The organism is Streptomyces sp. NPDC051921 (assembly GCF_040680975.1).
GTDB lineage: Bacteria > Actinomycetota > Actinomycetes > Streptomycetales > Streptomycetaceae > Streptomyces.
The window spans coordinates 23,760-46,785 of the sequence record NZ_JBFAXU010000041.1; the positions used below are offsets into that span (position 1 = coordinate 23,760).

At 71.3% G+C, this 23,026-nt stretch carries 22 protein-coding genes, 1 rRNA gene and 1 riboswitch; of the genes, 6 read left to right on the top strand and 17 right to left on the bottom strand.

Annotated elements, in window-relative coordinates; genetic code table 11:
- Nucleotides 1–28: 28 nt before the first annotated feature.
- Nucleotides 29–1,036, bottom strand: a complete 1,008-nt coding sequence (locus tag AB0M16_RS35215) for an EamA family transporter (protein ID WP_365350427.1) — start codon at nt 1,034–1,036, stop codon at nt 29–31.
- Between the two features lie 41 nt (nt 1,037–1,077).
- On the bottom strand, nt 1,078–1,590 hold the full coding sequence (locus AB0M16_RS35220) for a Clp protease N-terminal domain-containing protein (protein ID WP_365350467.1): 513 nt from the start codon (nt 1,588–1,590) through the stop codon (nt 1,078–1,080).
- Between the two features lie 295 nt (nt 1,591–1,885).
- Between AB0M16_RS35220 and AB0M16_RS35225 the strand changes: the two genes are divergently transcribed.
- Entirely contained in the window at nt 1,886–2,107 is a 222-nt protein-coding gene (locus AB0M16_RS35225) for a hypothetical protein (protein ID WP_365350429.1), read from the top strand.
- A 70-nt stretch (nt 2,108–2,177) separates the two neighbouring features.
- Nucleotides 2,178–2,606: an SRPBCC family protein gene (locus AB0M16_RS35230; RefSeq protein ID WP_365350432.1), complete on the top strand. Its 429-nt coding sequence runs from the start codon at nt 2,178–2,180 to the stop codon at nt 2,604–2,606.
- A gap of 66 nt (nt 2,607–2,672) precedes the next feature.
- Here the strand turns inward: AB0M16_RS35230 and AB0M16_RS35235 are convergent, their stop codons facing one another.
- A complete protein-coding gene (locus AB0M16_RS35235; RefSeq protein ID WP_365350434.1) occupies nt 2,673–3,296 on the bottom strand; it encodes a PadR family transcriptional regulator in 624 nt (207 codons plus the stop codon).
- A 185-nt stretch (nt 3,297–3,481) separates the two neighbouring features.
- Between AB0M16_RS35235 and AB0M16_RS35240 the strand changes: the two genes are divergently transcribed.
- A complete protein-coding gene (locus tag AB0M16_RS35240) occupies nt 3,482–4,291 on the top strand; it encodes a PhzF family phenazine biosynthesis protein (RefSeq protein WP_365350436.1) in 810 nt (269 codons plus the stop codon).
- A gap of 67 nt (nt 4,292–4,358) precedes the next feature.
- On the opposite strand, the gene AB0M16_RS35245 is transcribed toward AB0M16_RS35240, so the two are convergent.
- Together AB0M16_RS35245 and AB0M16_RS35250 are read right to left on the bottom strand one after the other, a co-directional pair.
- Nucleotides 4,359–5,147, bottom strand: a complete 789-nt coding sequence (locus tag AB0M16_RS35245; RefSeq protein ID WP_365350438.1) for a CPBP family intramembrane glutamic endopeptidase — start codon at nt 5,145–5,147, stop codon at nt 4,359–4,361.
- A gap of 66 nt (nt 5,148–5,213) precedes the next feature.
- Nucleotides 5,214–6,731, bottom strand: coding sequence for a glutamate--cysteine ligase (locus tag AB0M16_RS35250; RefSeq protein ID WP_365350469.1), 1,518 nt, complete (start codon nt 6,729–6,731; stop codon nt 5,214–5,216).
- A gap of 483 nt (nt 6,732–7,214) precedes the next feature.
- Here AB0M16_RS35250 and AB0M16_RS35255 point away from each other — a divergent pair, with 483 nt between their 5' ends.
- Nucleotides 7,215–7,835 carry a hypothetical protein gene (locus AB0M16_RS35255; protein WP_365350440.1) on the top strand — a complete coding sequence of 207 codons (621 nt, stop codon included), beginning with the start codon at nt 7,215–7,217 and terminating at the stop codon, nt 7,833–7,835.
- A 302-nt stretch (nt 7,836–8,137) separates the two neighbouring features.
- The gene (locus tag AB0M16_RS35260) at nt 8,138–8,344 is read left to right on the top strand and encodes a DUF5999 family protein (protein WP_365350442.1); all 207 of its coding nucleotides are present in this window, start codon (nt 8,138–8,140) and stop codon (nt 8,342–8,344) included.
- An 82-nt stretch (nt 8,345–8,426) separates the two neighbouring features.
- On the opposite strand, the gene gcvP is transcribed toward AB0M16_RS35260, so the two are convergent.
- Nucleotides 8,427–11,312, bottom strand: coding sequence for an aminomethyl-transferring glycine dehydrogenase (gene gcvP, locus AB0M16_RS35265; RefSeq protein ID WP_365350444.1), 2,886 nt, complete (start codon nt 11,310–11,312; stop codon nt 8,427–8,429).
- Nucleotides 11,313–11,491: 179 nt separating this feature from the next.
- A riboswitch (glycine riboswitch) is annotated at nt 11,492–11,591 on the bottom strand.
- A 114-nt stretch (nt 11,592–11,705) separates the two neighbouring features.
- Between gcvP and AB0M16_RS35270 the strand changes: the two genes are divergently transcribed.
- A complete protein-coding gene (locus AB0M16_RS35270; protein ID WP_365350446.1) occupies nt 11,706–12,077 on the top strand; it encodes a PRC-barrel domain-containing protein in 372 nt (123 codons plus the stop codon).
- 109 nt (nt 12,078–12,186) lie between these two features.
- On the opposite strand, the gene AB0M16_RS35275 is transcribed toward AB0M16_RS35270, so the two are convergent.
- The 11 genes from AB0M16_RS35275 to rrf form a co-directional block, all read right to left on the bottom strand.
- Nucleotides 12,187–13,578, bottom strand: coding sequence for a DNA polymerase IV (locus AB0M16_RS35275; protein ID WP_365350448.1), 1,392 nt, complete (start codon nt 13,576–13,578; stop codon nt 12,187–12,189).
- A gap of 40 nt (nt 13,579–13,618) precedes the next feature.
- Nucleotides 13,619–14,242 carry a MerR family transcriptional regulator gene (locus tag AB0M16_RS35280; RefSeq protein ID WP_365350450.1) on the bottom strand — a complete coding sequence of 208 codons (624 nt, stop codon included), beginning with the start codon at nt 14,240–14,242 and terminating at the stop codon, nt 13,619–13,621.
- A gap of 209 nt (nt 14,243–14,451) precedes the next feature.
- The gene (locus AB0M16_RS35285) at nt 14,452–14,925 is read right to left on the bottom strand and encodes a bifunctional nuclease family protein (protein WP_365350453.1); all 474 of its coding nucleotides are present in this window, start codon (nt 14,923–14,925) and stop codon (nt 14,452–14,454) included.
- 53 nt (nt 14,926–14,978) lie between these two features.
- Nucleotides 14,979–15,725: a MerR family transcriptional regulator gene (locus AB0M16_RS35290; RefSeq protein WP_365350455.1), complete on the bottom strand. Its 747-nt coding sequence runs from the start codon at nt 15,723–15,725 to the stop codon at nt 14,979–14,981.
- A 28-nt stretch (nt 15,726–15,753) separates the two neighbouring features.
- Nucleotides 15,754–16,680 carry an FHA domain-containing protein gene (locus tag AB0M16_RS35295; RefSeq protein WP_365350471.1) on the bottom strand — a complete coding sequence of 309 codons (927 nt, stop codon included), beginning with the start codon at nt 16,678–16,680 and terminating at the stop codon, nt 15,754–15,756.
- Nucleotides 16,681–16,762: 82 nt separating this feature from the next.
- Nucleotides 16,763–17,533, bottom strand: coding sequence for a DUF881 domain-containing protein (locus AB0M16_RS35300; protein WP_365350457.1), 771 nt, complete (start codon nt 17,531–17,533; stop codon nt 16,763–16,765).
- 671 nt (nt 17,534–18,204) lie between these two features.
- On the bottom strand, nt 18,205–18,537 hold the full coding sequence (locus tag AB0M16_RS35305; protein WP_015032176.1) for a small basic family protein: 333 nt from the start codon (nt 18,535–18,537) through the stop codon (nt 18,205–18,207).
- Nucleotides 18,534–19,463 carry a DUF881 domain-containing protein gene (locus AB0M16_RS35310; protein ID WP_365350459.1) on the bottom strand — a complete coding sequence of 310 codons (930 nt, stop codon included), beginning with the start codon at nt 19,461–19,463 and terminating at the stop codon, nt 18,534–18,536. Before AB0M16_RS35310 ends, AB0M16_RS35305 begins: the two co-directional genes overlap by 4 nt.
- Nucleotides 19,464–19,573: 110 nt before the next feature.
- Nucleotides 19,574–22,069, bottom strand: a complete 2,496-nt coding sequence (locus tag AB0M16_RS35315; RefSeq protein ID WP_365350461.1) for a mannose-1-phosphate guanyltransferase — start codon at nt 22,067–22,069, stop codon at nt 19,574–19,576.
- Between the two features lie 117 nt (nt 22,070–22,186).
- A complete protein-coding gene (locus tag AB0M16_RS35320) occupies nt 22,187–22,795 on the bottom strand; it encodes a CDP-alcohol phosphatidyltransferase family protein (protein WP_365350463.1) in 609 nt (202 codons plus the stop codon).
- 139 nt (nt 22,796–22,934) lie between these two features.
- A 5S ribosomal RNA gene (gene rrf / locus AB0M16_RS35325) occupies nt 22,935–23,026 on the bottom strand; the annotation flags it as partial.

Consider the following 23,026-nt stretch of genomic DNA (forward strand, 5'->3'; position numbering starts at 1 on the left):
AAGAACGGTCGCGTGCATGATCGGCACCCTACTGGGTGGCCCGCCCGGCCGCTGGCTCGGTCTGCCCGGCGTCGCCGGAACCCTCGGCCGCCGGCTCCTTGGACCCGGCCACGGGCTCTTCCGGCGCCGCCTTCGGCGTCGAGGACTGCGCGATGAAGGCGCCAACGAGGACGACCGCACCACCGATGATCTGCGGCGCCGCGAGGTGCTCACCGAGCAGCACCCAGGCGAGCACGGTCGCGATGACCGCCTCCAGGCAGGCCACGACCCCGGCGACCTGCGGGGAGAGCCTGCGCACCGAGACGACGCCGGTGACGTACGCGAGGACGGTGGCGATCAGCACGATCCAGCCGAGCAGCAGCCAGGCCGGTGCCGCGGTGCCGTTCAGGTCGGCGCTGCCGCCGAGGACCGCCCAGTCCATGCCCCACGGGCGGGCGACGACGGTGAGCAGGAGCGCGCCGACGAGCAGTCCGTACGCGATGACGCCGAGCGGGTCGGCGGGCTCGGCCTCGCCGCTGCCCTGGTCGGAGAGGACGAAGTAACCGACCTGGCAGCAGGCGGCGGCGAGCGCGAGCAGCAGTCCGAGCAGGTCCAGCTCGAGCCCGGACCAGACCTGGACGACGCAGGCGAGACCCCCGACGGCGAGGACGACCCCCACGGCGGCGGCGCGGGTCACCGGACGCCGCTGGACGAAACGGACCCAGCCGAGGACGAGAGCCGGGGCGAGGTACTCGATGAGCAGGGCGACGCCGACGGGGATCCGGGATATGGCGGCGAAGTAGCAGGCCTGGACGCCGGCGACGGCGAGCAGACCGAAGCCCGCGAGCAGGGCCGGCTTGCGCCGCACCAGGTCGCGGTGGCGCCAGGCCACGGGCAGCATGACGAGGGCGGCGCCGGCCACCCGGAGCCACACCACATGAAGCGGGTCGAGTCCCGCCTCGATGAGCGGCTTGGCCGCCACTCCTGAACCACCGAATGCGAAGGCCGAGCCCAGGGCGAGTCCCAGGCCGGCGCTTCTCCCCTGAGACGCGTGCATCGGGCCATCATGACAGGACGCGGACAGGTGCGTAACCCCCGTTACACCTGTTGAGACGACTCCTCGATCCGGGCGGCCAGGACGAGCCGGTCGACCCCCGCGCGCCGCAGCACCTCGGCGGCCCGGTTCTCCGGATCGGCGGCGAGCTCGGCGAGGAGGTCGAGGCCGCGGACGCGCCGGTCGCCGCGCGGTGCGGCCCGCTCGAAGGCGCCGGAGAGGGCGACGGCGGCGGCGGGTGACCAGCCGGAGACGGCGTTCTCGGCGCCCCGGACGACGGGGAGGGCGGAGCCGGTGTCCTCGACGGATCGCTGCCAGCGCAGCCCGTATCCGATGGAGCGCTGGACGAGATAGCCGAGGACGCGGGCGAGCTGGTGGCCGTCCTCGAAGACGGCGGCGACCTCGGGGTCGGTCTCGACGAGGGAGTGCAGGAGGTGGGCGGTGTCGATCTGACGGTCACCGTCACGCAGGGCCCGGCGCCGGGCGCCGGTGACCACCGTCAGGAGCTCGGCGGTCAGCCCCTCCTCCAGTGCGGCGCGACGCTCCGCGGGCAGCAGCCGGGGCACCCGGGGGACGGGCACGCGGCTCGGTGCGGGGACCGGGCGGCCGGGCGCGGGGTCGAACGGAACGGGGGCCGGAGGGACAGGAGGTTGCACCCTTCCACCTCATCATTCGCACCGGGCGAGGACATCCCCGGGGAGAAGCATGTGCACATCCCACCGGAGGTGGGCACGGGCGCGCGGTTGCTCCTCCTTACGGATGAGATCGCGCGAGTTCCCCCCAAGGGGCGCGCGCCGCCTTGCCATGCGCCCCGTACGCAACCACGACCCCGCCCCGTATCGTCTTCCGGGCATGTTCTGGATGGTGGCCCTGCTCGCGCTCGACGGGCGGCAGTACGTCTACCGCGTGTACGCGCCGCGGGAGGCGCTGCGGGCCGATCTCTTCTGGGCCGCGTTCCACTGTCACGACGAGGGCGGCGGGCCGCGCGCGTCGGACGGGTTCGACTCCGCGCGGATCTGGTGGATCGACGGCGTCGACGGCGAGACCGCAGAACTGACGGTTCATCAGTATTGAATGTTCACGCCGCTGCGGCTACGTTCCGCGACACCGAAAGCCCGACTGGTACGCGTGAAGGGGTGTTCCCATGGCCGAAGTCAGCGCGGAGGCACGGATCGAGGCACCGGCCGAGAAGGTGTGGGCGCAGCTCACCGACTTCACCTCGTACGGGGAGTGGAACGCCACCCACACCAACTTCCCGAACGGCGGCCCGGCCACGCTGGAGGCCGGTGCCACCTTCGCGGAGAACATGAAGCTCATGGGCTTCCCCGCCGAGGTGACCTGGACGGTGGAGGAGCTGGAGACCGGCCGGGTCCTCGCGATCCGGGGCAAGGGCCCGATGGGCGTCAACGTCGGCACGCGCTACTCCCTCAGCGCCGACGGCGGGGCCACCACCGTGCGGATCGACGGGGAGTTCACGGGTGCGGCCGTCTCCCTGATGGCGGGCAAGCTGAAGGACTCGGCGACGGCGGCGCTGACCGAGTCCCTGCGCAAGCTGGCCGGCCTGGTCGCCTGACCGGCGCTCCGTACGGGAGGGGCCCCGCGGCGGATCGCCGCGGGGCCCCTCGCCGTCGCTCCGGCCTCAGTGCTCGTCGGCCAGGATCAGGTACAGCTTCTTGCGGGCCTCGTTGATGACCTCGACGGCCTTCTGCCGCTGGTCGGCGCTGCCCGTCTTCCAGACCTGACCGAAGGCCTCCATCAGGCCGAAGCCGGCCTGCCGGATCTCGTTCACGGCGTCCCAGTCGACGCCGCGACCGGCCTCCTCCCAGGGGGCCTCCGGCCCCGCCCCGGCCTCTTCGCGCCCGGCGTCGGTGAGGGTGAACAGCTTCTTTCCGCCCTCGCTCGCGCTGGCGATCAGACCCTCGTCCTCCAGCATCTGGAGGGTCGGGTAGACCGAACCGGGACTGGGCTTCCAGGCGCCGCCGCTGCGCTCGACGATCTCCTGGATCATCTCGTAGCCGTGCATCGGGCGGTCCTTGAGCAGGGCCAGGATCGAGGCGCGCACATCCCCGCGCCGCGCCCGGCCGCGACCACCGCCGCGCCCCCGGCCGCCGAAGGGGCCACCGCCCCAGGGGCCGCCGCCGAACCCCGGCCCGAAGGGGCCGAAGGCGGCGCGCCGTCCTTCGAAGTCACCACGAGGGCCGGGTCCGCACGGTCCGCGTCCGGCTCCCGGGCCGTGTCCGTGCTCGTGTCCGTAGGTACGCATCGCAACGCTCCTTCCATCGGGATTCCATCGTTGAACTGTCGCGATGCCTCAACGATATATCGGAACTGTTCGGTGAGCAACACGCCGACTGCCGTCCGCCCGGAAGCCGGCGGCCCGGAGAGCGGTCCAGACATCCCGAATTGGCCTTGGCCTGCGCTTTCGCCGCTCGGGTACGGTCCCGTGCCATGCGGATTCGAATCGTCGACGCCTTCACCGACCGGCCCTTCTCCGGCAATCCGGCCGGAGTCCTGCTCCTCGACTCCTTCCCGGAGGACGCCTGGCTCCAGAAGGTGGCCGCCGAGGTCAACCTCTCGGAGACCGCCTTCGCCCACCCGCTGCCGCCGGGCGGCGAGGCCGACTGGGCGCTGCGCTGGTTCACCCCCACCACCGAGGTCGACATGTGCGGCCATGCCACCCTCGCCACGGCCCATGTCCTGCACAGCAGCGGCATCGCCACCGGCACCGTGCGCTTCGCCGCCCGCTGCGGGATCCTCGTCGCCACGGCCGAGGAGGACGGCACGATCACCCTCGACTTCCCGACCTCCGGGCTGACCGCGGTCCCCGCGCCCGACGGCCTCGCCAAGGCGCTGGGCGCCGAGCCCGTCGCGGTCCACGACACCGCCGCCCACATCGGCGACCTGATCGTCGAGCTCGAGGACGAGGCGACCGTCCGCGGACTCGCCCCGGAGTTCGCCCGGCTCGCCGCCCTGTCCGACCGGGGCGTCATCGCGACCGCCGTGGCGGACGACCCCGAGGGTGCGTACCAGTTCGTCTCGCGCGGCTTCTTCCCCGCCGTCGGCATCGACGAGGACCCGGTCACCGGCAGCGCCCACACCGCGCTCGCGCCGTACTGGTCCGCCCGCTTCGGCCGCGACGAGCTGACCGGCTTCCAGGGCGGTGCCCGCACCGGCCTGGTCCGCACCCGCCTGCGCGGTGACCGCACCCTCCTCAACGGGCACGCGGTCACCGTCATCGACGGCGAGCTGCACGCCTGAGAGGTACGCGCAGACGCGGAAGGGGCGTACGGCCGGTGCCGTACGCCCCTTCTCCCGGGTCCCGTGCTCAGACGGTGGGCAGCCAGCCCACCTTCCCCGCGAGCAGCCCGTAGCCGACGAAGGCCACGATGTCGAGCAGGGCGTGCGCGACCACCAGCGGTCCCACCCGCCCCCAGCGCCGGTACAGCCACACGAACACCACGCCCATGACCATGTTGCCGACGAAGCCGCCGATGCCCTGGTAGAGGTGGTAGGAGCCGCGCAGCACCGAGCTCGCGGCGAGCGAGGCCTTCGGGGACCAGCCCAACTGGTCGAGCCTGCGCAGCAGATAGCCGACGACGATCACCTCCTCCACGACGGAGTTCTGGATCGCCGACAGGATCAGGACCGGGTACTTCCACCACACGTCCGGCAGCGACTCGGGCACCACGGTCAGGTTGAACCCGGCCGCCCGCGCCGCCAGGTAGAAGGCCAGGCCGGCACTGCCGATCCCGGCCGCCACCAGGGCCCCGCGTCCCAGGTCCGGCCACGGCCGGGTGCGGTCGAAGCCGATCGCCCGCAGTCCCCGTACGCCGGCGCCCTCGCGCAGCAGCAGGTGCGCGACGAGCGCGACCGGCACGAGGGCGCTCGCGATGCCGAAGAGCTGCCACGCGAGGTCGAGCCAGGGGCGCCCGGGCGCGTACGAGCCGTTCAGCGTGGCCGCCTGCTCCTTCAGGGCGCCCGGCCTGGTCAGCGAGCCGATGAAGCTGATGAGGGACGAGACCGCGCTCGCGCCGAGCGACAGCGCGAGCACGATCAGCGTCTCGGAGCGCAGGATCCGGCGCGGCAGGCCGTCGGGGGGCAGGGAAGCGTCCATCACTCGTTGCTCCGACACCACACCTGTCTCCCATTCCCCATCGCCTGCCGGGTACGGGAACCCTACCTACGCGGCCGGGGAACCGCCGTCGAGCCCCACGGGCCAGGTGTGCACCGGCTCCCCGGTGAGCATCAGCTCGCGGTAGCGGCGGGTGGTGGCCGCGAGGGCCGCCGGGCGGTCCAGGCCGGAGTCGAGGGCGCGGTGGAAGGTGTCGGCCTGCCAGGATGCCCCGTTGACCCGCCGGCGGCAGCGCTCCTCGATCACACCCAGGTAGAAGTCCCGGTCGCGCGGCTCGACGTGCCAGGCGTCGAGCCCGGCGGCTGCCATCGGGAGCAGCTCGTCGAGGACCAGGCGCACGGCGGGCACGGTCGTGACCCCTCCGGAGCGGCCCGCCCGGGGCCAGCGCAGCTCCGCCTCGATGCCGTGGCGGCACGCGGTGTCGAAGTTGTGCTCGGCGTCCGCGAAGTCCATCCGCTTCCACAGCGGCCGGGACTCCTCCGCGAGCGCCCGGACGAGACCGTAGTAGAAGGCGGCGTTGGCGACGACGTCGGTGACCGTGGGACCGGCCGGCAGCACCCGGTTCTCGACCCGCAGGTGCGGCACGCCGTCGACCCAGCCGTACACCGGGCGGTTCCAACGGTAGACGGTGCCGTTGTGCAGGACCAGCTCCGCCAGCCGGGGCACCCCGCCCTCGTCGAGGACGCGCAGGGGGTCCTCTTCCTCGCAGATCGGCAGCAGGGCCGGGAAGTAGCGCAGGTTCTCCTCGAAGAGGTCGTACGCCGAGTCGACCCAGCGCTCGCCGAACCAGGTGCGCGGGCGCACGCCCTGGGCCTGGAGCTCGGGCGGCCGGGTGTCGGTGGCCTGCGTGAACAACGGCGGCCGGGACTCGCGCCACAGCTCCCGGCCGAAGAGGAAGGGCGCGTTGGCGCCCACGGCTATCTGGACACCGGCGATCGCCTGGGCCGCGTTCCACACGGCGGCGAAGCGGGGCGGCGTCACCTGGAGGTGCAGCTGGACCGAGGTGCAGGCGGCCTCGGGCACGATAGAGGCGGAGGTGCACAGCAGCCGCTCGACGCCGTGGATGTCCAGGGTGAAGTCCTCTCCGCGGGCGGCGAGGATCTGGTCGTTGAGCAGTGTGTAGCGGTCGGCGGCGGACAGGTTGGCGAAGACCGCGTCGTCCTGGGTGAGGGTCGGCAGGATGCCGATCATCACGACTCCGGCGCCGAGTTCCCCGGCCTTGCGGTCGGCATATCCGAGGCCGGTGCGGAGTTCCTCCGCGAGCCGGTCGAATACATGGCCGCCGAGCCGGTGCGGAGTGATGTTCACCTCCAGGTTGAACATTCCGAGTTCGGTCTGGAAATCGGAGCTCGCGATGCGGTCGAGCACCGGAGCGTTCAGCATCCTGGGCAGCCCGTCCTCACCCGCGAGATTGAGTTCGATCTCCAGGCCCATGAGATTGCGGGGCCGGTCGAACCGCTTCTCCGCGAGCAGCCGCGCGAGGGCGGCGAGACATTGCTGGAGCTTTCGGCGGTAGCGCTGCCGGTCGGACGGGCCGAACCCGTCGGCCACGACCTTCTCCCCCATCGAGCGTCCCTCCCAGTGGGCAGCCGCCACGACGGCCGCGAGCGTCACGGACGATGATGCCCAGCCCACTGATCGACAACGCCTGCGAAACCGAGGTGTGGGCGGATAGTCTGGACCGGCTTTCTCCAGGGGCAGTCCCCGAGGGCATCGGTCAATCGACATATACCAATGTCATATTGTCCCGTGGGGTGGGGGTGAGATTCGGCCGACCGACCCTCCACGGAAAGTGCAGGCAGACGTTCCGGTGGACGCTCGCATTCCACAGAATCTCCTGGGAAATACGACCGGATGACGCCTTGTCAGGAATATAGGGGCCGTCTACCGGAAACACTGTGTGAACACGTGTCGTATAAACTCCGCGCACGAGGCAGAGTGTTGGCGCACGGCCATGCACCCATGGCCCCCCTCTCTGGCCCCGTCGCTGACAGCGCCGTCGTACCTGCCCACGCGTCACCGTGTCTCCTGAGTGAGAGGCGACCCATCATGCTCCGACCCTCCCCGGCCCCCGCGCCGGCTCTCCGCAGTGTCCTCGCGGCCCTCGGCTCGCCCTCGGCGGTCCGTGAACCCCGCACCCCGGCCCTGCGGGCCGCACAGGGACCGCTGAGCCCCGAACTCCCCCTGCCCGTGCACGTCCTCGCGCTGCCCAGCAGTCCTGGCGCCCCCGGAGCGGCGGCCGCGACAGGGCAGCAGCCACCCCGCACCCGGCTGGCCGGCTGGCGCTTCCTGATCAGGAACGGGGACCGTGCGATCGCCGCCGGCGACACGATGCTCACCCCCGACGGCTGGTCCTTCTCGCACTTCTTCGAGGGCCCCTACGTCACCGCCACCGAGCGGGCCCTGATGCAGGCCGAGGCGCTGGTCACCCCGTACCAGCCGCGGCTGCTCTCCGTACCGGAGCTGTACATGCTGACCCTCTGGCTGCACAGCGACACGGGGGCGGACGGCGCCACCACCGAGCCCGGACCGGACGACCTCCTGGTCCCGCTCGCCCCCGCGCCGCCCGGAATCGCCGCCGACCGCGCGTACCGGGTCTCCGACCTCCTGCCGGTGATCGGTCTGCGGCTCGCCCCGCCGCCGCTGCTCGGCTCCCCGGCACCCGCTTGATCCACCGCACCCGCGTGCGCCCCGGGACCGGATCGGCCCCGGGGCGCACGGCTGTCCGAGCGGGGTCCCGTTCGGACTAGCCCGCTGGGACCACCCCGAACCCCCCGAAGAGATGGTGCAGTTGACCTGAACCGCCCCTGCGGGTGATGCGTCTTCCCGGGAGAGGACGAGCTGCCGCGAAATACCTGCGGAACGCCGTCCGTGAGGCAAGACTGGGACCGGAACCGAACCGACCGACGGGGGCGGCCATGCCTACGAAGAGCCGCAGGACATCCACCACGACGCAGCGAAAGAATCCACCCATGTGCCAGCACCAGCCTGCCTGTCCCACCGCCGACTCCGCCGACCGGGAGGCCGCCCGACTCGTGGCGCACCACCCGGAGCAGGGCTGGAGCCTGCTGTGCAACGGGGTCCTGCTCTTCGAGGACACCGGTGAGCTGCTGCCGGACGGGCAGATCATCGCCCCGCACCGCCCGCTGACGGCGGCCCGGGTGACGACGGCGGCCTGACGGAACGTCGCCGCGGGGCACGAGGAACGCCGAGGGCCGGCCCGGAGAGATCTCCGAACCGGCCCTCACGTCATGCCTGGACTCAGTTGTCGTACTCGTCCAGCGGCGGGCAGGAGCAGACCAGGTTGCGGTCGCCGAAGGCCCCGTCGATACGGCGCACCGGCGGCCAGTACTTGTCCGCGGTCGAGACGCCGGCCGGGAAGACGGCCTCCTCGCGGGTGTACGCGTGGTTCCACTCGCCGCCGAGCGCCGCCGCGGTGTGCGGGGCGTTGCGCAGCGGGTTGTCGTCGGCGGGCCACTCACCGGAGCCGACCTTCTCGATCTCGCCGCGGATGGCGATCATCGCGTCGCAGAAGCGGTCGATCTCGCCGAGGTCCTCGGACTCGGTGGGCTCGATCATCAGCGTGCCGGCAACCGGGAACGACATCGTCGGGGCGTGGAAGCCGTAGTCGATCAGGCGCTTGGCGATGTCGTCGACGCTGACACCGGTCTCCTTCGAGAGCGGGCGCAGGTCGATGATGCACTCGTGCGCGACCAGGTCGCCGGGGCCCGTGTACAGCACCGGGTAGTGCGGCTCGAGGCGCTTGGCGATGTAGTTGGCGCCGAGCACGGCCACCTGGGTGGCGCGCTTGAGGCCCTCGCCGCCCATCAGGCGCACGTACGACCACGAGATCGGCAGGATGCCCGCGGAGCCCCACGGAGCGGCCGAGATCGGACCGACGCCGGTCTCGGGCCCGGCCGTCGGCTGCAGCGGGTGGTTCGGCAGGTACGGGGCGAGGTGCGCGCGGACCGCGACCGGACCGACGCCGGGGCCGCCGCCGCCGTGCGGGATGCAGAAGGTCTTGTGCAGGTTCAGGTGCGAGACGTCGCCGCCGAAGTGGCCCGGCTTGGCGAGGCCGACCAGGGCGTTCAGGTTGGCGCCGTCGACGTACACCTGGCCGCCGGCCTCGTGCACGGCCGCGCAGATGTCGGCGACGTGCTCCTCGAACACACCGTGCGTGGACGGGTAGGTGATCATCAGCACGGCGAGCTCGTCGCGGTGCTGCTCGATCTTGGCACGCAGGTCCTCGACGTCGACCTCGCCGTCGTCCGCCGTCTTGACGACGACGACCTTCATGCCGGCCATCACCGCGGAGGCGGCGTTGGTGCCGTGCGCGGAGGACGGGATGAGGCAGACGGTGCGCTGCAGGTCGCCGTTGGCGCGGTGGTAGGCGCGGACGGCGAGCAGACCGGCCAGCTCGCCCTGGGAGCCGGCGTTCGGCTGGATCGACACCTTGTCGTAGCCGGTGACCTCGGCGAGGCGCTCCTCCAGCTCGGTGATGAGCGTGAGGTAGCCCTGCGCCTGCTCGACCGGCGCGAACGGGTGGATCTGACCGAACTCGGGCCAGGTCACCGGCTCCATCTCGGTGGTCGCGTTCAGCTTCATGGTGCAGGAGCCGAGCGGGATCATGCCGCGGTCGAGCGCGTAGTCGCGGTCGGCCAGCTTGCGCAGGTAGCGCAGCATCGAGGTCTCGGAGCGGTGCGCGTGGAAGACCGGGTGGGTCAGGTACGCGTCGGTGCGCAGCGCGTCACCGGGCAGCCCGTCCTCGGTGACGGCGTCGAGGGCCTCGATGTCGGCGGTCACGCCGAACGCGGACCAGACCGCGGCCAGCTGGGCGCGCGTGGTGGTCTCGTCGCAGGAGGCGGACACGTGGTCGGCGTCGACGCGGTAGAGGTTGACACCGGCCTCGCGGGCGGCGGCGACGACCTCGTCGGCGCGGCCCTGGACGCGGGCGGTGAGGGTGTCGAAGAAGGCGCCCTGGGTGAGCTCGACGCCCCCGGCGCGCAGCCCGGCGGCGAGGACGGCGGCGTAGCGGTGGGTCCGCTGCGCGATCCCCTTCAGCCCCTCGGGGCCGTGGTAGACGGCGTACATGCCGGCCATGACGGCGAGCAGCACCTGAGCGGTACAGATGTTGCTGGTGGCCTTCTCGCGGCGGATGTGCTGCTCGCGGGTCTGCAGGGCCAGGCGGTAGGCCTTGTTGCCGTCGGAGTCGACGGAGACGCCGACGAGGCGGCCGGGCAGGGAGCGGGCGTGCTTGTCCTGGACGGCCATGTAGCCGGCGTGCGGACCGCCGAAGCCCATCGGCACACCGAAGCGCTGGGTGGTGCCGACGGCGATGTCGGCGCCGAGCGAGCCGGGCGAGGCGAGCAGCGTCAGGGCGAGCAGGTCGGCGGCGACGGTGACGACGGCACCGAGCTCGTGGGCCTGGTCGATGACCGGCTTGATGTCACGGATGGCACCGGAGGCACCCGGGTACTGGAGCAGCACACCGAAGACGCCGCGCTCGGCGATCTCGGCGGGGATGCCGGCGCTCAGGTCGGCGACGACGACCTCGACGCCGGTCGGCTCGGCGCGGGTCTCGATGACGGCGATGGTCTGCGGCAGCGCGTCGGCGTCGATCAGGTAGACACCGTTCTTGACCTTGCCCACGCGCCGGGAGAGCGCCATGGCCTCGGCGGCGGCGGTGCCCTCGTCGAGGAGGGAGGCGCCCGAGGTGGGCAGGCCGGTCAGGTCGGCGACCATGGTCTGGAAGTTGAGCAGCGCCTCCAGACGGCCCTGGGAGATCTCCGGCTGGTACGGCGTGTAGGCCGTGTACCAGGCCGGGTTCTCCATGACGTTCCGCAGGATGACCGGCGGCGTGAAGGTCCCGTAGTAGCCGAGCCCGATCATCGGAGCGAGCACCTGGTTGCGGTCGGCCAGCGCGCGCAGCTCTGCGAGCACCTCGGCCTCGGTGCGGGCCGCCGGGAGCGCCAGGGCCTCGGCGTTCTTGATGACGTCCGGAACGGCGGCGGCCGTGAGCTCGTCGAGGGAGCCGTAACCGACCTGGGCGAGCATCTTGGCCCGCGCCTCGGCGTCGGGTCCGATGTGCCGCTGCTCGAAGGGAATACCCTGCTCGAGCTCGGAGAGCGGAATGCGGTTGGCGGTCATGTACGGGGGCCTCCTGGTCGTCACGACCTGCGAGGGGCACCACGGCGCGGGTGCCCGGACGGCCTCCCCCTCTGTCATCCAAACCTGAGAGCTTCACCGGCCCCGCCTCGCGGTGGGCCGGCTTTCACCGTCGGTGAGAGCGGATCGCCGTCGACGCCCGCCCTGCTTTCCAGAGTGACCTCGTCCGCGCGGTACAGGGGCCTGAGAGATTCCGGGGAGGATTTGCTCCTTCGGCGCCTCCGTGAGGATTCCTCCGGAGGACTCTCCCGCGCGGGGTCGACAGCCACAGCCAGCCTACCAGCGCCGTTCCTTCTTCCATCGCTCAAGTGGCCGACATCCCAGATGTGCACTTTCGTAGTGCTTGTAGAGCAGTTGCGACCAGTTGGAGGGACCGTGCAGACCGACATCGATCCGCGCAGCCTGATCGGCCGCAAGGCGTTCGACCGGAACGGACACAAGATCGGCACCGTGGACGAGGTGTACCTGGACGACGCGACGGGAGTCCCCGAATGGGCCGCCGTACGCACCGGCCTGTTCAGCCGGGACGCCTTCGTCCCCCTGGAGCCGAGCGACTTCGTGAACGACGCCCTCCACATCCCGTACGACCGCGCCCTCATCAAGGACGCCCCCGACTTCGGCGTGGGACGCCACCTCTCCCCGGAACAGGAGCTCCAGCTCTACCGCCACTACAGCATGGCCCTCCCGCCACCGCCCCAGGACACCCCCAGGGACTTCGGTCGCCTGGCGGGCCAGGAGGACATCTAGCCGAGCAGTGCCAGGGCCAAGCCCTTCGGGTCACACCAGTCCGAGCCCGGCATGCCCCGGACGGAGCCCGGCATGGCGGCACGGAGCCCTGCACGGCCCGGGGGCGGCACTAGGCCGCCGCCCCCGTCTCCCCGCCCGGGACCAGCGGCAACGGGTCCGACGGCGACAGGTCCGGGTCGTCGACCGGGAACGTCCGGACACGGCCCGGCGCGGACGTCGGCTCCTCGAAGCGGACGGTGACCCGCCCGAGGCCGCTGCCCTGCACCCACCCGGCCCCGTACACCGCGTGCCGCACGTCGTGCCCGGCGGCCCAGCGTCGCTCGGCGGTCTCCGTGGCCGTCGGGGGCGCCGGCGCGGCGGCGACGTCGGGCTCCTCCGGGCCCGCCGGTCCGGTGGCCTCCCCCTCGCCCCCGAGCGCCGCCTCCCGCGCCTCCGCCTGCGCGAACAGGTCTTCCTGGGTGTAGTCCGCGAGCCCGCTCACCCCGACGCCGAGCAGCCGCACCCCGCCCGTCGTGTCCACCAGCTCCAGCAACCGCCCGGCGGCCTCGCGCACCACCACCGGGTCGTCCGTCGGCCCCCGCAGCGTCTCGGACCGCGTCAGCGTCGAGAAGTCGTACCGCCGCACCTTCAGGACGATCGTCCGCCCCGAGTGGCCCGAGCCGCGCAACCGCGCGACGCACCGCTCCGCGAGCCGCTCCACCTCCAGCCGGATCCGCAGCCGGTCGTGCAGGTCCACGTCGAAGGTGTCCTCGACCGACACCGACTTGGCGTCCCTCTCGGCCACCACGGGCCGGTCGTCGTGCCCCAGGGCCATCTGGTGCAGGGAGGACCCGTGCGCGCGCCCCAGGAGCCGTACGAGCTCGTCCTCCCCCGCTTCCACCACGTCCGTCACGGTCACGATCCCGGCCCGCCGCAGGTGCTCCCCCGTGGCCGGGCCGATCCCGGGGATGATCCGCACCGAACGGGGCCCCAGCAGCTCGCGCTCCGTCCCCGGCTCGATGAGCACGAGCCCGTCCGGCTTGGCCTCCTCGGAGGCGATCTTCGCCAACATCTTCGACCCGGCGAGCCCGACCGACCCGGTCAGCCCGGTCGTGGCCAGGATGTCCCGGCGCAGCCTCTCCCCCGCCGCCCGCGCGCTCGCGCTGTCGTCGGCCACGCCCCCGGCCTCCAGGTCGACGAAGGCCTCGTCCAGGCTGAGCGGCTCGACGAGCGGCGAGAGCCGGCCGAGCAGCTCCATGACCTGCCCGCTGATCGCCCGGTAGAAGGTGAAGCGCGGCACCAGATAGGCCGCGTTCGGCGCGAGGCGGCGCGCCTGTCCCATCGGCATCGCGGAGTGCACACCGAAGCGGCGCGCCTCGTACGACGCGGTGGCGACCACTCCGCGCGGCCCGAGGCCGCCCACGACCACGGGTTTTCCCCGCAGGCTGGGCTTCGACGCCTGCTCGGCGGCGGCGAAGAAGGCATCCATGTCGAGATGGAGGATCGTGGGCGCGGCTCTCACACGTCCGATGCTGCCCTACGGCACTGACAATCGGCGGCGATCAGACCGCGCGGTCCCTGCGCCGCCGCGCCAGCTCGTCCGCCGGGTTGTGCCCGATCAACGTCTCTCCGGTGTCCACGCGCTCACCGTGCAGCTGCGACAGCGCCGCCTCGACGTCCCGCCACACCACGCCCACGGCGATCCCGAAGACGCCCTGGCCGCCCTGGAGCAGGTCGACGACCTCGTCCGGCGACGAGCACTCGTAGACGGTGGCACCGTCGCTCATGAGCGTCATCCGCTCCAGATCGCGGAAGCCACGGGCCCGCAGGTGCTGCACGGCGGCCCGGATGTTCTGCAGCGCGACCCCGGTGTCGAGGAAACGCTTGACGATCTTGAGAACGACGACGTCACGGAAACTGTAAAGCCGCTGCGTCCCGGAGCCGTACGCGGGCCGCACGCTCGGCTCGACCAGACCCGTGCGCGCCCAGTAGTCCAGTTGGCGGTACGTGATGCCGGCCGCCGCGCAGGCCGTGGGTCCGCGGTAGCCGACGGCGTCCGACCCCACGTCCGAACCCGCGCTCGCGTCCGCACCGAGGTCGCCCACACTGCCGTGAAGCGGATACGGGCCACTCTCCCCGGGGGCACGCCCCAGGAAGCCCCCTGCCGTACCGTCGCCGCTGCTCATCACGCCGACCCTCCGTCCTTGACCTGCCCACACGAAGGTAGGCAGTCACTCGGGGTGCGTCAACGATCGCCACACTCGGCACGCCGAGTGATAATCACCCTGAGAGTGGTTTCCCGTATCCCACTCCGGGGAACGGCTACTCGAATGCTCCGAGGGCACCGCCAGGCGCCGCCCGACCACGGGCGGCCCGGCGACCACCGACCGCCGGCCTACTGGTTGCTGGTCCCGAAGTCCTCCGGGGAGATCTGGTCGAGGAACTCGCGGAACTTCTCCACCTCGTCCTCCTGCTCGTCCGGAATCGCGATCCCCGCGTCGTCGAGCACACCGTCACTGCCGTAGATCGGCGATCCCGTGCGCAGCGCCAGCGCTATCGCGTCGGACGGCCGAGCGCTCACCTCGACGCCGCTGGCGAAGACCAGCTCGGCGTAGAAGACCCCGTCACGCAGATCCGTGATGCGGACTTCGGTGAGCTCCTGCCCCACGGCCTCGAGCACGTCCTTGAAGAGGTCGTGCGTCAGCGGCCTGGCCGGGGCCATGCCCTGCTGGGCGAAGGCGATCGCGGTCGCCTCCCCCGGTCCGATCCAGATGGGGAGGTACCGGTCGCCTCCCACTTCACGCAGGAGCACGATCGGCTGGTTGGAGGGCATTTCCACCCGGACACCCACAACGTCGAGCTCGTTCACACAGCAACCCTAGGACGTGCCCGACCGGTTTGGGTAGTCGGGCCGTCCGGAGATCACTGCAGACGGAGTCCGAGCGCGGTCTGGACCAGTGCCGCGTGGAGCCGCACGGAGAGTCCGGCGAGCTCTTTGGCGGTGGCCTCCGCATGGGCCCTGGTCTGCGGATTCCGGTGCCGGCGCAGCGGTGCCACCATCTGCTCGACCAGGCCGGCCTCCCGGTCCGCCGCGGCCTTGACGGCCCGCAGGTGCCGGGGTTCCAGACCGAATCTCCCCAGATCCGCCACCAGCTTGGCGACGGTCACGGTCTCGGCGTCGTAGCCCCCGCCGTCCGCCTGGCCGATCAGCCCGTAGGACTCCCATTCGGCGAGCTCCGACTCGGTGACCTCCGCCGCGGCCAGCAGCTCGGCCCGGCCGAGCCGGGCCGCCGTGGGCCGGTCGCCGCCGTCCGTGTCCCAGGCCCCGTCGAGCAGGTCGCGCTGGGGGCTCGGCGCGGGCAGGGCGACCTGCTCACCCCGGGCAAGGGCGTCCAGGTGCTCACGGATGACCTTGAGCGGGAGGTAGTGGTCCCGCTGCATCCGCAGGATCTGGGCGAGCCGCTCCACGTCCTGCGGGCTGAACTTCCGGTACCCGGAGGCCGTCCGCCGGGGCTCCACGAGCCCCTCGGCCTCCAGGAACCGGATCTTGGAGATGGTCACTTCGGGAAACTCGTCGCGCAGCTGGCTCAGCACCGTGCCGATGCTGACCAGTGCGTCGCCCGCGGCGGCGGTGCCGAGGCCGGCACCGCCCGTCGGTGTACGCAGCATGGACCTTCCCTGAAGGTTCTCCGGGGCGTCACACGCCCCGCTGGCTCGCGAAGAACACGAGCCGGTACTTGCCGATCTGCACCTCGTCACCGTTGGAGAGCACGACCGAGTCGATCGGCTCACGGTTGACGTAGGTGCCGTTGAGGCTGCCGACGTCCGACACCGTGAAGGTGCCGTCCTGCTGGCGCCGGAACTCCACGTGGCGACGCGACACGGTCACGTCGTCGAGGAAGATGTCGCTCTGCGGGTGGCGGCCGGCCGTGGTCAGCTCGCCGTCCAGCAGGAAGCGGCTGCCCGAGTTCGGACCGCGGCGCACGATGAGCAGCGCGGCGCCGACGGGCAGCGCCTCCACGGCCGCGAGGGCCTCGGGCGAGAGCGACGGGATCTGGCCGGTGACCTCGGCGTCGTAGGCCTCGAGCCCCGAGATGGAGATCGTCGAGGTCGTCTCGGAAGCACGCTCCGGCACGACTCCGCCCCGCAGCGGCGCGCCGCAGTGGGAGCAGAACCGGCTGTCCGCCGTATTACGGTGACCGCACCTCGTACACACCGGCATGGACGCGTCCTCCTGCCGCGGCTGCCCCGCGGAGGTCTGGGTCGCATACGGATCGGGGGCGAACCCTCCACCCGTACTTGAGGTTGATGGTTCTCCGAAACCTATGCGCGCGGCACCGGCAGGGTCAACAGAGGACGCGCCCGGAATGTCGCCACCCTGGCCGGCGACCTCGTCACGGAAGAGCGGGCGCTCGGCGCCCTGTTCCTCACTCTGGGCGTGGCGCGGCGCGCGGTGCTTGGCGTTGCCGCCGTCCTCGCGTCCGCTCTTGCCGAACAACTTCGAAAACAACTTCACGGGCGATTCCCCTTGACCGAAACAGACCCGCCCGTGGGGCAGGACGAACCCTGACTGAACACACCTGCCGACCCGGACATCTTCACAACGTCCGTAGCCACTCGACAGTTTCCACCACGCACCACCCTTGTGGTGCGGCGACCCCCCGCAAGGTCATGCCCTTGCCGCGTGACCGTCATCCAGTCCCGCCTCACTGCGAGGACGACTGAGCGTAGTCAGGCCGCTTCGCAGGCCGCAAGGCGTCGACGACGATCTTCCCGGAACGCTGCACCGTGGCCGTGGCCTGCTCCTTCTCCAGTGTCTGGACGACGCCGCCGGGGATGTTGAGCGCGGGCTCGAGATCCTCCGGCTTGCCGATGACCTTGAAGACGTACGGAGCGGTCACTTGCGTTCCATCGATGCGCATATCGCGTCCGCTGCCCGAGAAATAGCTGTCCGCCACCACGCGCACGTCGTTCACCTGGATCGCCTCCGCACCGGCCGCGCGCAGCTCCTGGATGGCGTCGAGCAGCATGTCCGACTCGATGGAGCCGGACGGATCCGTGATCGTGAGCGTGATCCCGGGGCCCTCGGCGGCGACCGTACCGGCCAGGATGCCGAGCTGCCGCTCCTTCTCCTGGGTCTGCTTGCGCGCCTCCTCGGCCTGGTCGGAGCTGGACTCCAGCTCCGACTGCTGCTTCTCCAGACGGGTCTTCTCGTCCTCAAGGCGCTGGGTGCGGTCGTCGAGCTCGTCGAGGATCCGCACCAGGTCCTCCTGGCGCGCGCCCCGCAGCGCACTGTTGTCGCTCGTCGACCGGACCTGGATCGCGAGCCCGAGACCGAGCACGAACAGCAGCAGCGCGACGACGAGTTGAGCCCTGCTCACCCGCGGCGGCCACAGACTGGCGGCCAACCGCTGCCGCCCGGAGCCACCGGACTCGGCCTTCGGCGCGGCAGCCTGCGGGGGCGCGGGCTGAGGCACCGGCTGCGGCTGCGGCCGCCCGTGGGCCTGCGGTTGGGGCCGCCCGGGAGGCTGGGGCCGACCCGGCTGCGGCTGACCCTGCTGCGGCCGGTCCTGCGGACGAGGTCCCGGCTGCCCCGGTCCCGGGGGCTGCTGCCCCTGCGGCCGGAACTGCGGCTGCGGCTGCCCTTGAGGCCGAGGCCCGCCCTGCCCGTGCGGCACGGGCCGGGACTGTCCCGGCTGCGGACCCTGCGGCTGCGGCTGCTGCCCCTGCGGGGCAGCCTGTGGGCGCCCCGGCCCCGGAGGCCGCTGCCCCTGCGGGGGCCGACCCGGCCCCTGCGGCTCGGGCCGGGGCTGACCGGCCTGCGCCGGGCCCTGCGGCCGGGCCTGGGGTTCCGGCCGAGCCGGACGAACGGGGCCCTGGGGCCGCGGCTGCGACTGACCGGGCTCCTGCGGCGCACCGGCCGGGCCGGCCTGCGGCTGTCCCGGAGCGCGCAGCGGCGGCTGGTCCTCCGGACGCGCCGGCGGCGGCTGCGGCGACTCCGGCCGCTCGGCCGGCCCGACCGTACCGTCTTCGTCCGGCACCTGTACCGGGTTGTTCTCGCCTACGTTCTCGGCCCGGCTCTCGTTCCCGGTCCGATTCTCGGTGCGGTTCTCGTTCTCGTCCCGGTTCTCGTTCTCGCTCATCGGCCTCACGCCCGGAACACGTGCCGCCGGATGGCGGCGGCGTTGGAGAAGATCCGGATGCCGAGGACGACGACGACACCGGTCGACAGCTGCGCGCCCACGCCCAGCTTGTCGCCGAGGAAGACGATCAGGGCGGCCACGACGACGTTCGACAGGAACGACACCACGAAGACCTTGTCGACGAAGATGCCGTCGAGCATGGCGCGCAGTCCGCCGAAGACCGCGTCGAGGGCGGCGACCACGGCGATCGGAAGATAGGGCTCGACCACCGCCGGAACCTCGGGCCGGACCAACAGTCCGACCACGACTCCCACGATCAGGCCCAGTACGGCGATCAAGATGTGCCCTTCCCTGTGTCGGCCGTGGCCTGCCCGGTGGCCTTGGCCGCCCCGGCTCCCCTCGGCTCTGCTGTACGTACGGTCAGGCTCGGCGCGGCCGGCAGACGCACGTCACCCTCCGCCGAGATGCTGGTACGGATCCCGAAGTTCTCCTGCAGCGCGTGCAGGTACTGCCCGTCGGCGCTGTCCTGGAACGCGGTGCTCAGCCGCTGTCCGTCGCCGATGGCGAGGATCGTGTACGGCGGCACCAGCGGCTTGTTGTCGACCAGTATGGCGTCGCCCGCGGCCCGGATCGCCGACAGCGCCGTCAGCCGCTGCCCGTTGATCGCGACCGCCTCGGCGCCCGACTCCCACAGGCCGTTGACCACGCGCTGCATGTCGCGGTCGCGCACCCGCCCGGTGTCCGAGAAACCGCTGCTCTCGCGGGGGCCGCCGCCGCCCGTGTCGGTGCCCTTGGCGTCGTCCACGACGAGTTTCACGCCCGGCCCGTGCACGGGGGTCGCCCCGGAGAGCACCGCCACCACCTCGGCCTGGTCGCCGCCGTGCTCCTCCAGCGCCTTGCGCTGCCGCTCCCCGACCTCGTCGCGGATCCGCTCGACGTCCTGCTCCAACTTGTCGGCCGCGGAGGTCTCCGAGTCGATCCGGTCGATCAGGTCCTGCCGCTCCTTGGCCACCACCGGCGCGGACACCCGCGCCTCGGCCGCTCCGAGCGTCACCACGGCCGCCGCGAGCACCAGGCCGGCCGCCAGGCCGAGCTTCGCGCGGACCGTACGCGGCATACCGCCGCCCTCGGCCGCGCGCCGGGCCGAGGCCTCCGCGTATCCGTCGTCCAGGGCGTGGTCGATCACGTTGTTCAGCAGCGACATGGACGCGTCCGGACGCGGAGGTGGCGTTCCTGTGCTCCGAACGGGGGGCTGCTGCGACATGCCGCTCATCGTCGCACGTCGCACGCCGTACCGCCGAATGGCCCCACCGAAGAGCCGGGAGGCGCACACGGGCGCCTCCCGGCCCATCCGGCTCGGGCGTCCCCGCCCGCCTACTGACCTGCGCTGTCCACCACGGCCGACCACTCGTCGAGCAGAGCCTGCGCGGAGGTGTCGTCCGGTCCCTCCGCCCACAGATGGGTGACGGCCTCCGCCGGGTCGGGCAGCACCATCACCCAGCGCCCGTCGGCCTCCACGACCCGCACACCGTCCGTGGTGTCGACGAACCGGTCCCCGGCCGCCTCCACCACCCGGCGCATCACGAGCCCCTTGACCGCCCAGGGCGTCGCGATGTCCCTCCGCAACACATGGGCCCGCGGGATCCGCGCGTCGATCTGGCTCAGCGTGAGCTGGGTCCGCGCCACGAGTCCGATCAACCGGACGAACGCCGCGGCCCCGTCGAAGACGCTGCTGAACTCCGGCACGATGAAGCCGCCGCGCCCGTCACCACCGAAGATCGTCGACTCCTCCCGGCCGACCCGGGTCAGGTCGTCCGGCGAGGTCGTCGTCCACTCGACCTGGGTGCCGTGATAGGCGGCCACCTGCTCGGCGATCCTGGTGGTCGTCACCGGCAGCGCCACCCGGCCCGACCTGCGTTCGGCCGCCACCAGGTCGAGCAGCACGAGCAACGCCCGGTCGTCCTCGATGATCCGGCCGCGCTCGTCCACGAGCGAGAGGCGCTCGCCGACCGGGTCGAAGCGCACGCCGAACGCGGCCCGCGCCGACGCCACGATCTCCCCGAGCCGCACCAGGCCGGCCCGCCGGCTCTCGGCCGACTCGGTCGGCCGCGCCTCGTCGAGGCCCGGGTTGATCGTCAGCGAGTCCACCTGGAGCCGTCCGAGCAGGCTGGGCAGGACGAGGCCCGCGCTGCCGTTGGACGCGTCGACGACCACCTTCAGACCGGCCTCGGCGATCCCGGAGGTGTCCACGTTCCCCAGCAGCGAGCCCGTGTACGAGTCGAAGACACTGGACGGGAAGGAGAGGTCGCCGATCTCCCCGGGGAACGCCCGCCGGTACTCCTGACGCGCGAAGACCCGGTCGAGCTTGCGCTGCCCGGCCTGCGACAGGTCGGCGCCGCGCTCGTCGAAGAACATGATGTCCACGGAGTCCGGCACACCCGGCGAGGTCCGCACCATGATCCCGCCCGCGCTGCCCCGCGCGGTCTGCTGCCGTGCCACCGGCAGCGGTACGTTCTCCAGGTCGCGTACGTCGATGGCACTGGCCTGCAGCGCCGAGATCACCGCCCGCTTGAGCGCCCGCGCACCACGCGAGTGGTCACGCGCGGTGGTCACGGTCGCGCCCTTCTTCAGCGTGGTGGCGTACGCGCCGGCCAGCCGCACGGCCAGTTCGGGCGTGATCTCCACGTTGAGGATGCCGGAGACCCCGCGCGCCCCGAACAGATGGGCCTGTCCGCGGGACTCCCAGATCACGGAGGTGTTGACGAAGGCGCCGGCCTCGATCGTCTTGAACGGGTAGACCCGTACATTGCCCTGCACGATCGATTCCTCACCGATCAGGCATTCGTCCCCGATGACGGCGCCGTCCTCGATCCGGGCCGCCCGCATCACATCGGTGTTCTTCCCGATGACGCAGCCCCGCAGATTGCTCTGCTGCCCGATGTAGACGTTGTCGTGGACGACGGCCTTGTGCAGGAAGGCACCACTCTTGACGACGACGTTGGATCCGATGACGGTGTGCTCGCGGATCTCCGCGTCGGCCTCCACCTTGGCGTAGTCGCCGATGTACAGCGGCCCGCGCAGCACGGCGTCGGGATGCACCTCCGCGCCTTCGGCCACCCAGACCCCCGGGGAGATCTCGAAGCCGTCGATCTCGACCTGGACCTTGCCCTCCAGGACATCGGCCTGGGCCTTGACGTAGCTCTCGTGCGTGCCCACGTCCTCCCAATAGCCCTCGGCCACATAGCCGTAGATGGGCTTGCCGTCCTTCATCAGGCGCGGAAAGACGTCACCTGACCAGTCGACCGGAACGTCGGCCTCGACGTAGTCGAAGACCTCGGGCTCCATGACGTAGATGCCCGTGTTCACCGTGTCCGAGAAGACCTGCCCCCAGGTCGGCTTCTCCAGGAATCGTTCGACCTTGCCTCCCTCGTCCACGATGGTGATGCCGAATTCCAGCGGATTGGGCACCCGGGTCAGACAGACCGTGACGAGGGCGCCCTTCTCCTTGTGGAAGCGGATCAGATCGGTGAGGTCGAAGTCGGTGAGTGCGTCACCCGAGATGACGAGAAAGGCGTCGTCCTTCAACGCCTCCTCGGCATTCTTCACACTCCCCGCAGTGCCGAGCGGCTTCTCCTCGTTCGCATAGGTGAGCTCCATTCCGAGCTCTTCCCCGTCCCCGAAGTAATTCCGTACGAGGGAGGCGAGAAACTGCACGGTGACGACGGTCTCGTTGAGACCGTGCCTCTTGAGCAGTCGCAGGACATGCTCCATGATCGGCCGGTTGACCACCGGCAGAAGAGGCTTGGGCATGCTCGAGGTCATGGGGCGCAGGCGCGTGCCTTCGCCACCGGCCATCACGACGGCCTTCATGTCGGAAGCGTCCTCCTTGAAGAGACGACGGTCCTGCCGACTTCACCCTTCCGTTCAATGGCCCTCGGACGTCCTCGTTCCTGCCGGCGTCGTTGCTCGGCGGACGGAGGGACGGGCTCAATCGGCCGCGGGATCCGCCTTCACGAGTCGACGGACCTGGACCACGTAGAGGATCCCTGCCCACCAATACAGAGTTGTACCCCATCCGGCGAAGGCCCACCCGAAAACTTCAGCGAGTGACGCGAGCCAGCTGGTTCCGTCACTGAGCAGTAGCAACGGGAACGCGTACATCAAGTTGAAAGTGGCAGCTTTCCCGAGGAAGTTCACCTGCGGCGGCGGATAGCCGTGCCGGCGGAGGATTGCCACGGCGACCAGGAGCATCAGCTCCCGTGCCAAAAGGGCCACGGTCAGCCAGAGCGGAAGGATCTCCCGCCAGGTGAGGCCGACGAGCGTGGAAAGGATGTACAGCCGGTCGGCGGCGGGGTCGAGCAGCCGGCCGAGGCTGCTGATCTGATTCCAGCGCCTGGCGAGCTTCCCGTCGAGATAGTCGCTGACGCCGCTCAGGGCGAGCACGAGCAGAGCCCAGCCGTCGCTGTTGGGCCCCCCGAACACGGGCCGGAGGATCAACCACAGGAAGAGCGGCACGCCGACGAGGCGGGCCATGCTGAGGATGTTGGGGATGGTGAGGACCCGGTCCGTCTGAACGCGAGTCTCCTGGACCTCCACCCGGGGGCCTCCTGTGGGAAAGAGCTGGACAATGCCCCATGACCTTACCCTCAGCCACGACGGCGGGCCGCACAGGGGTCTCCGGAACGCAAAAATGCCTCAACCCCCGGACCAGGTCCGGGGGTTGAGGCTAAAAATTGTTCGGCGGCGTCCTACTCTCCCACAGGGTCCCCCCTGCAGTACCATCGGCGCTGAAAGGCTTAGCTTCCGGGTTCGGAATGTAACCGGGCG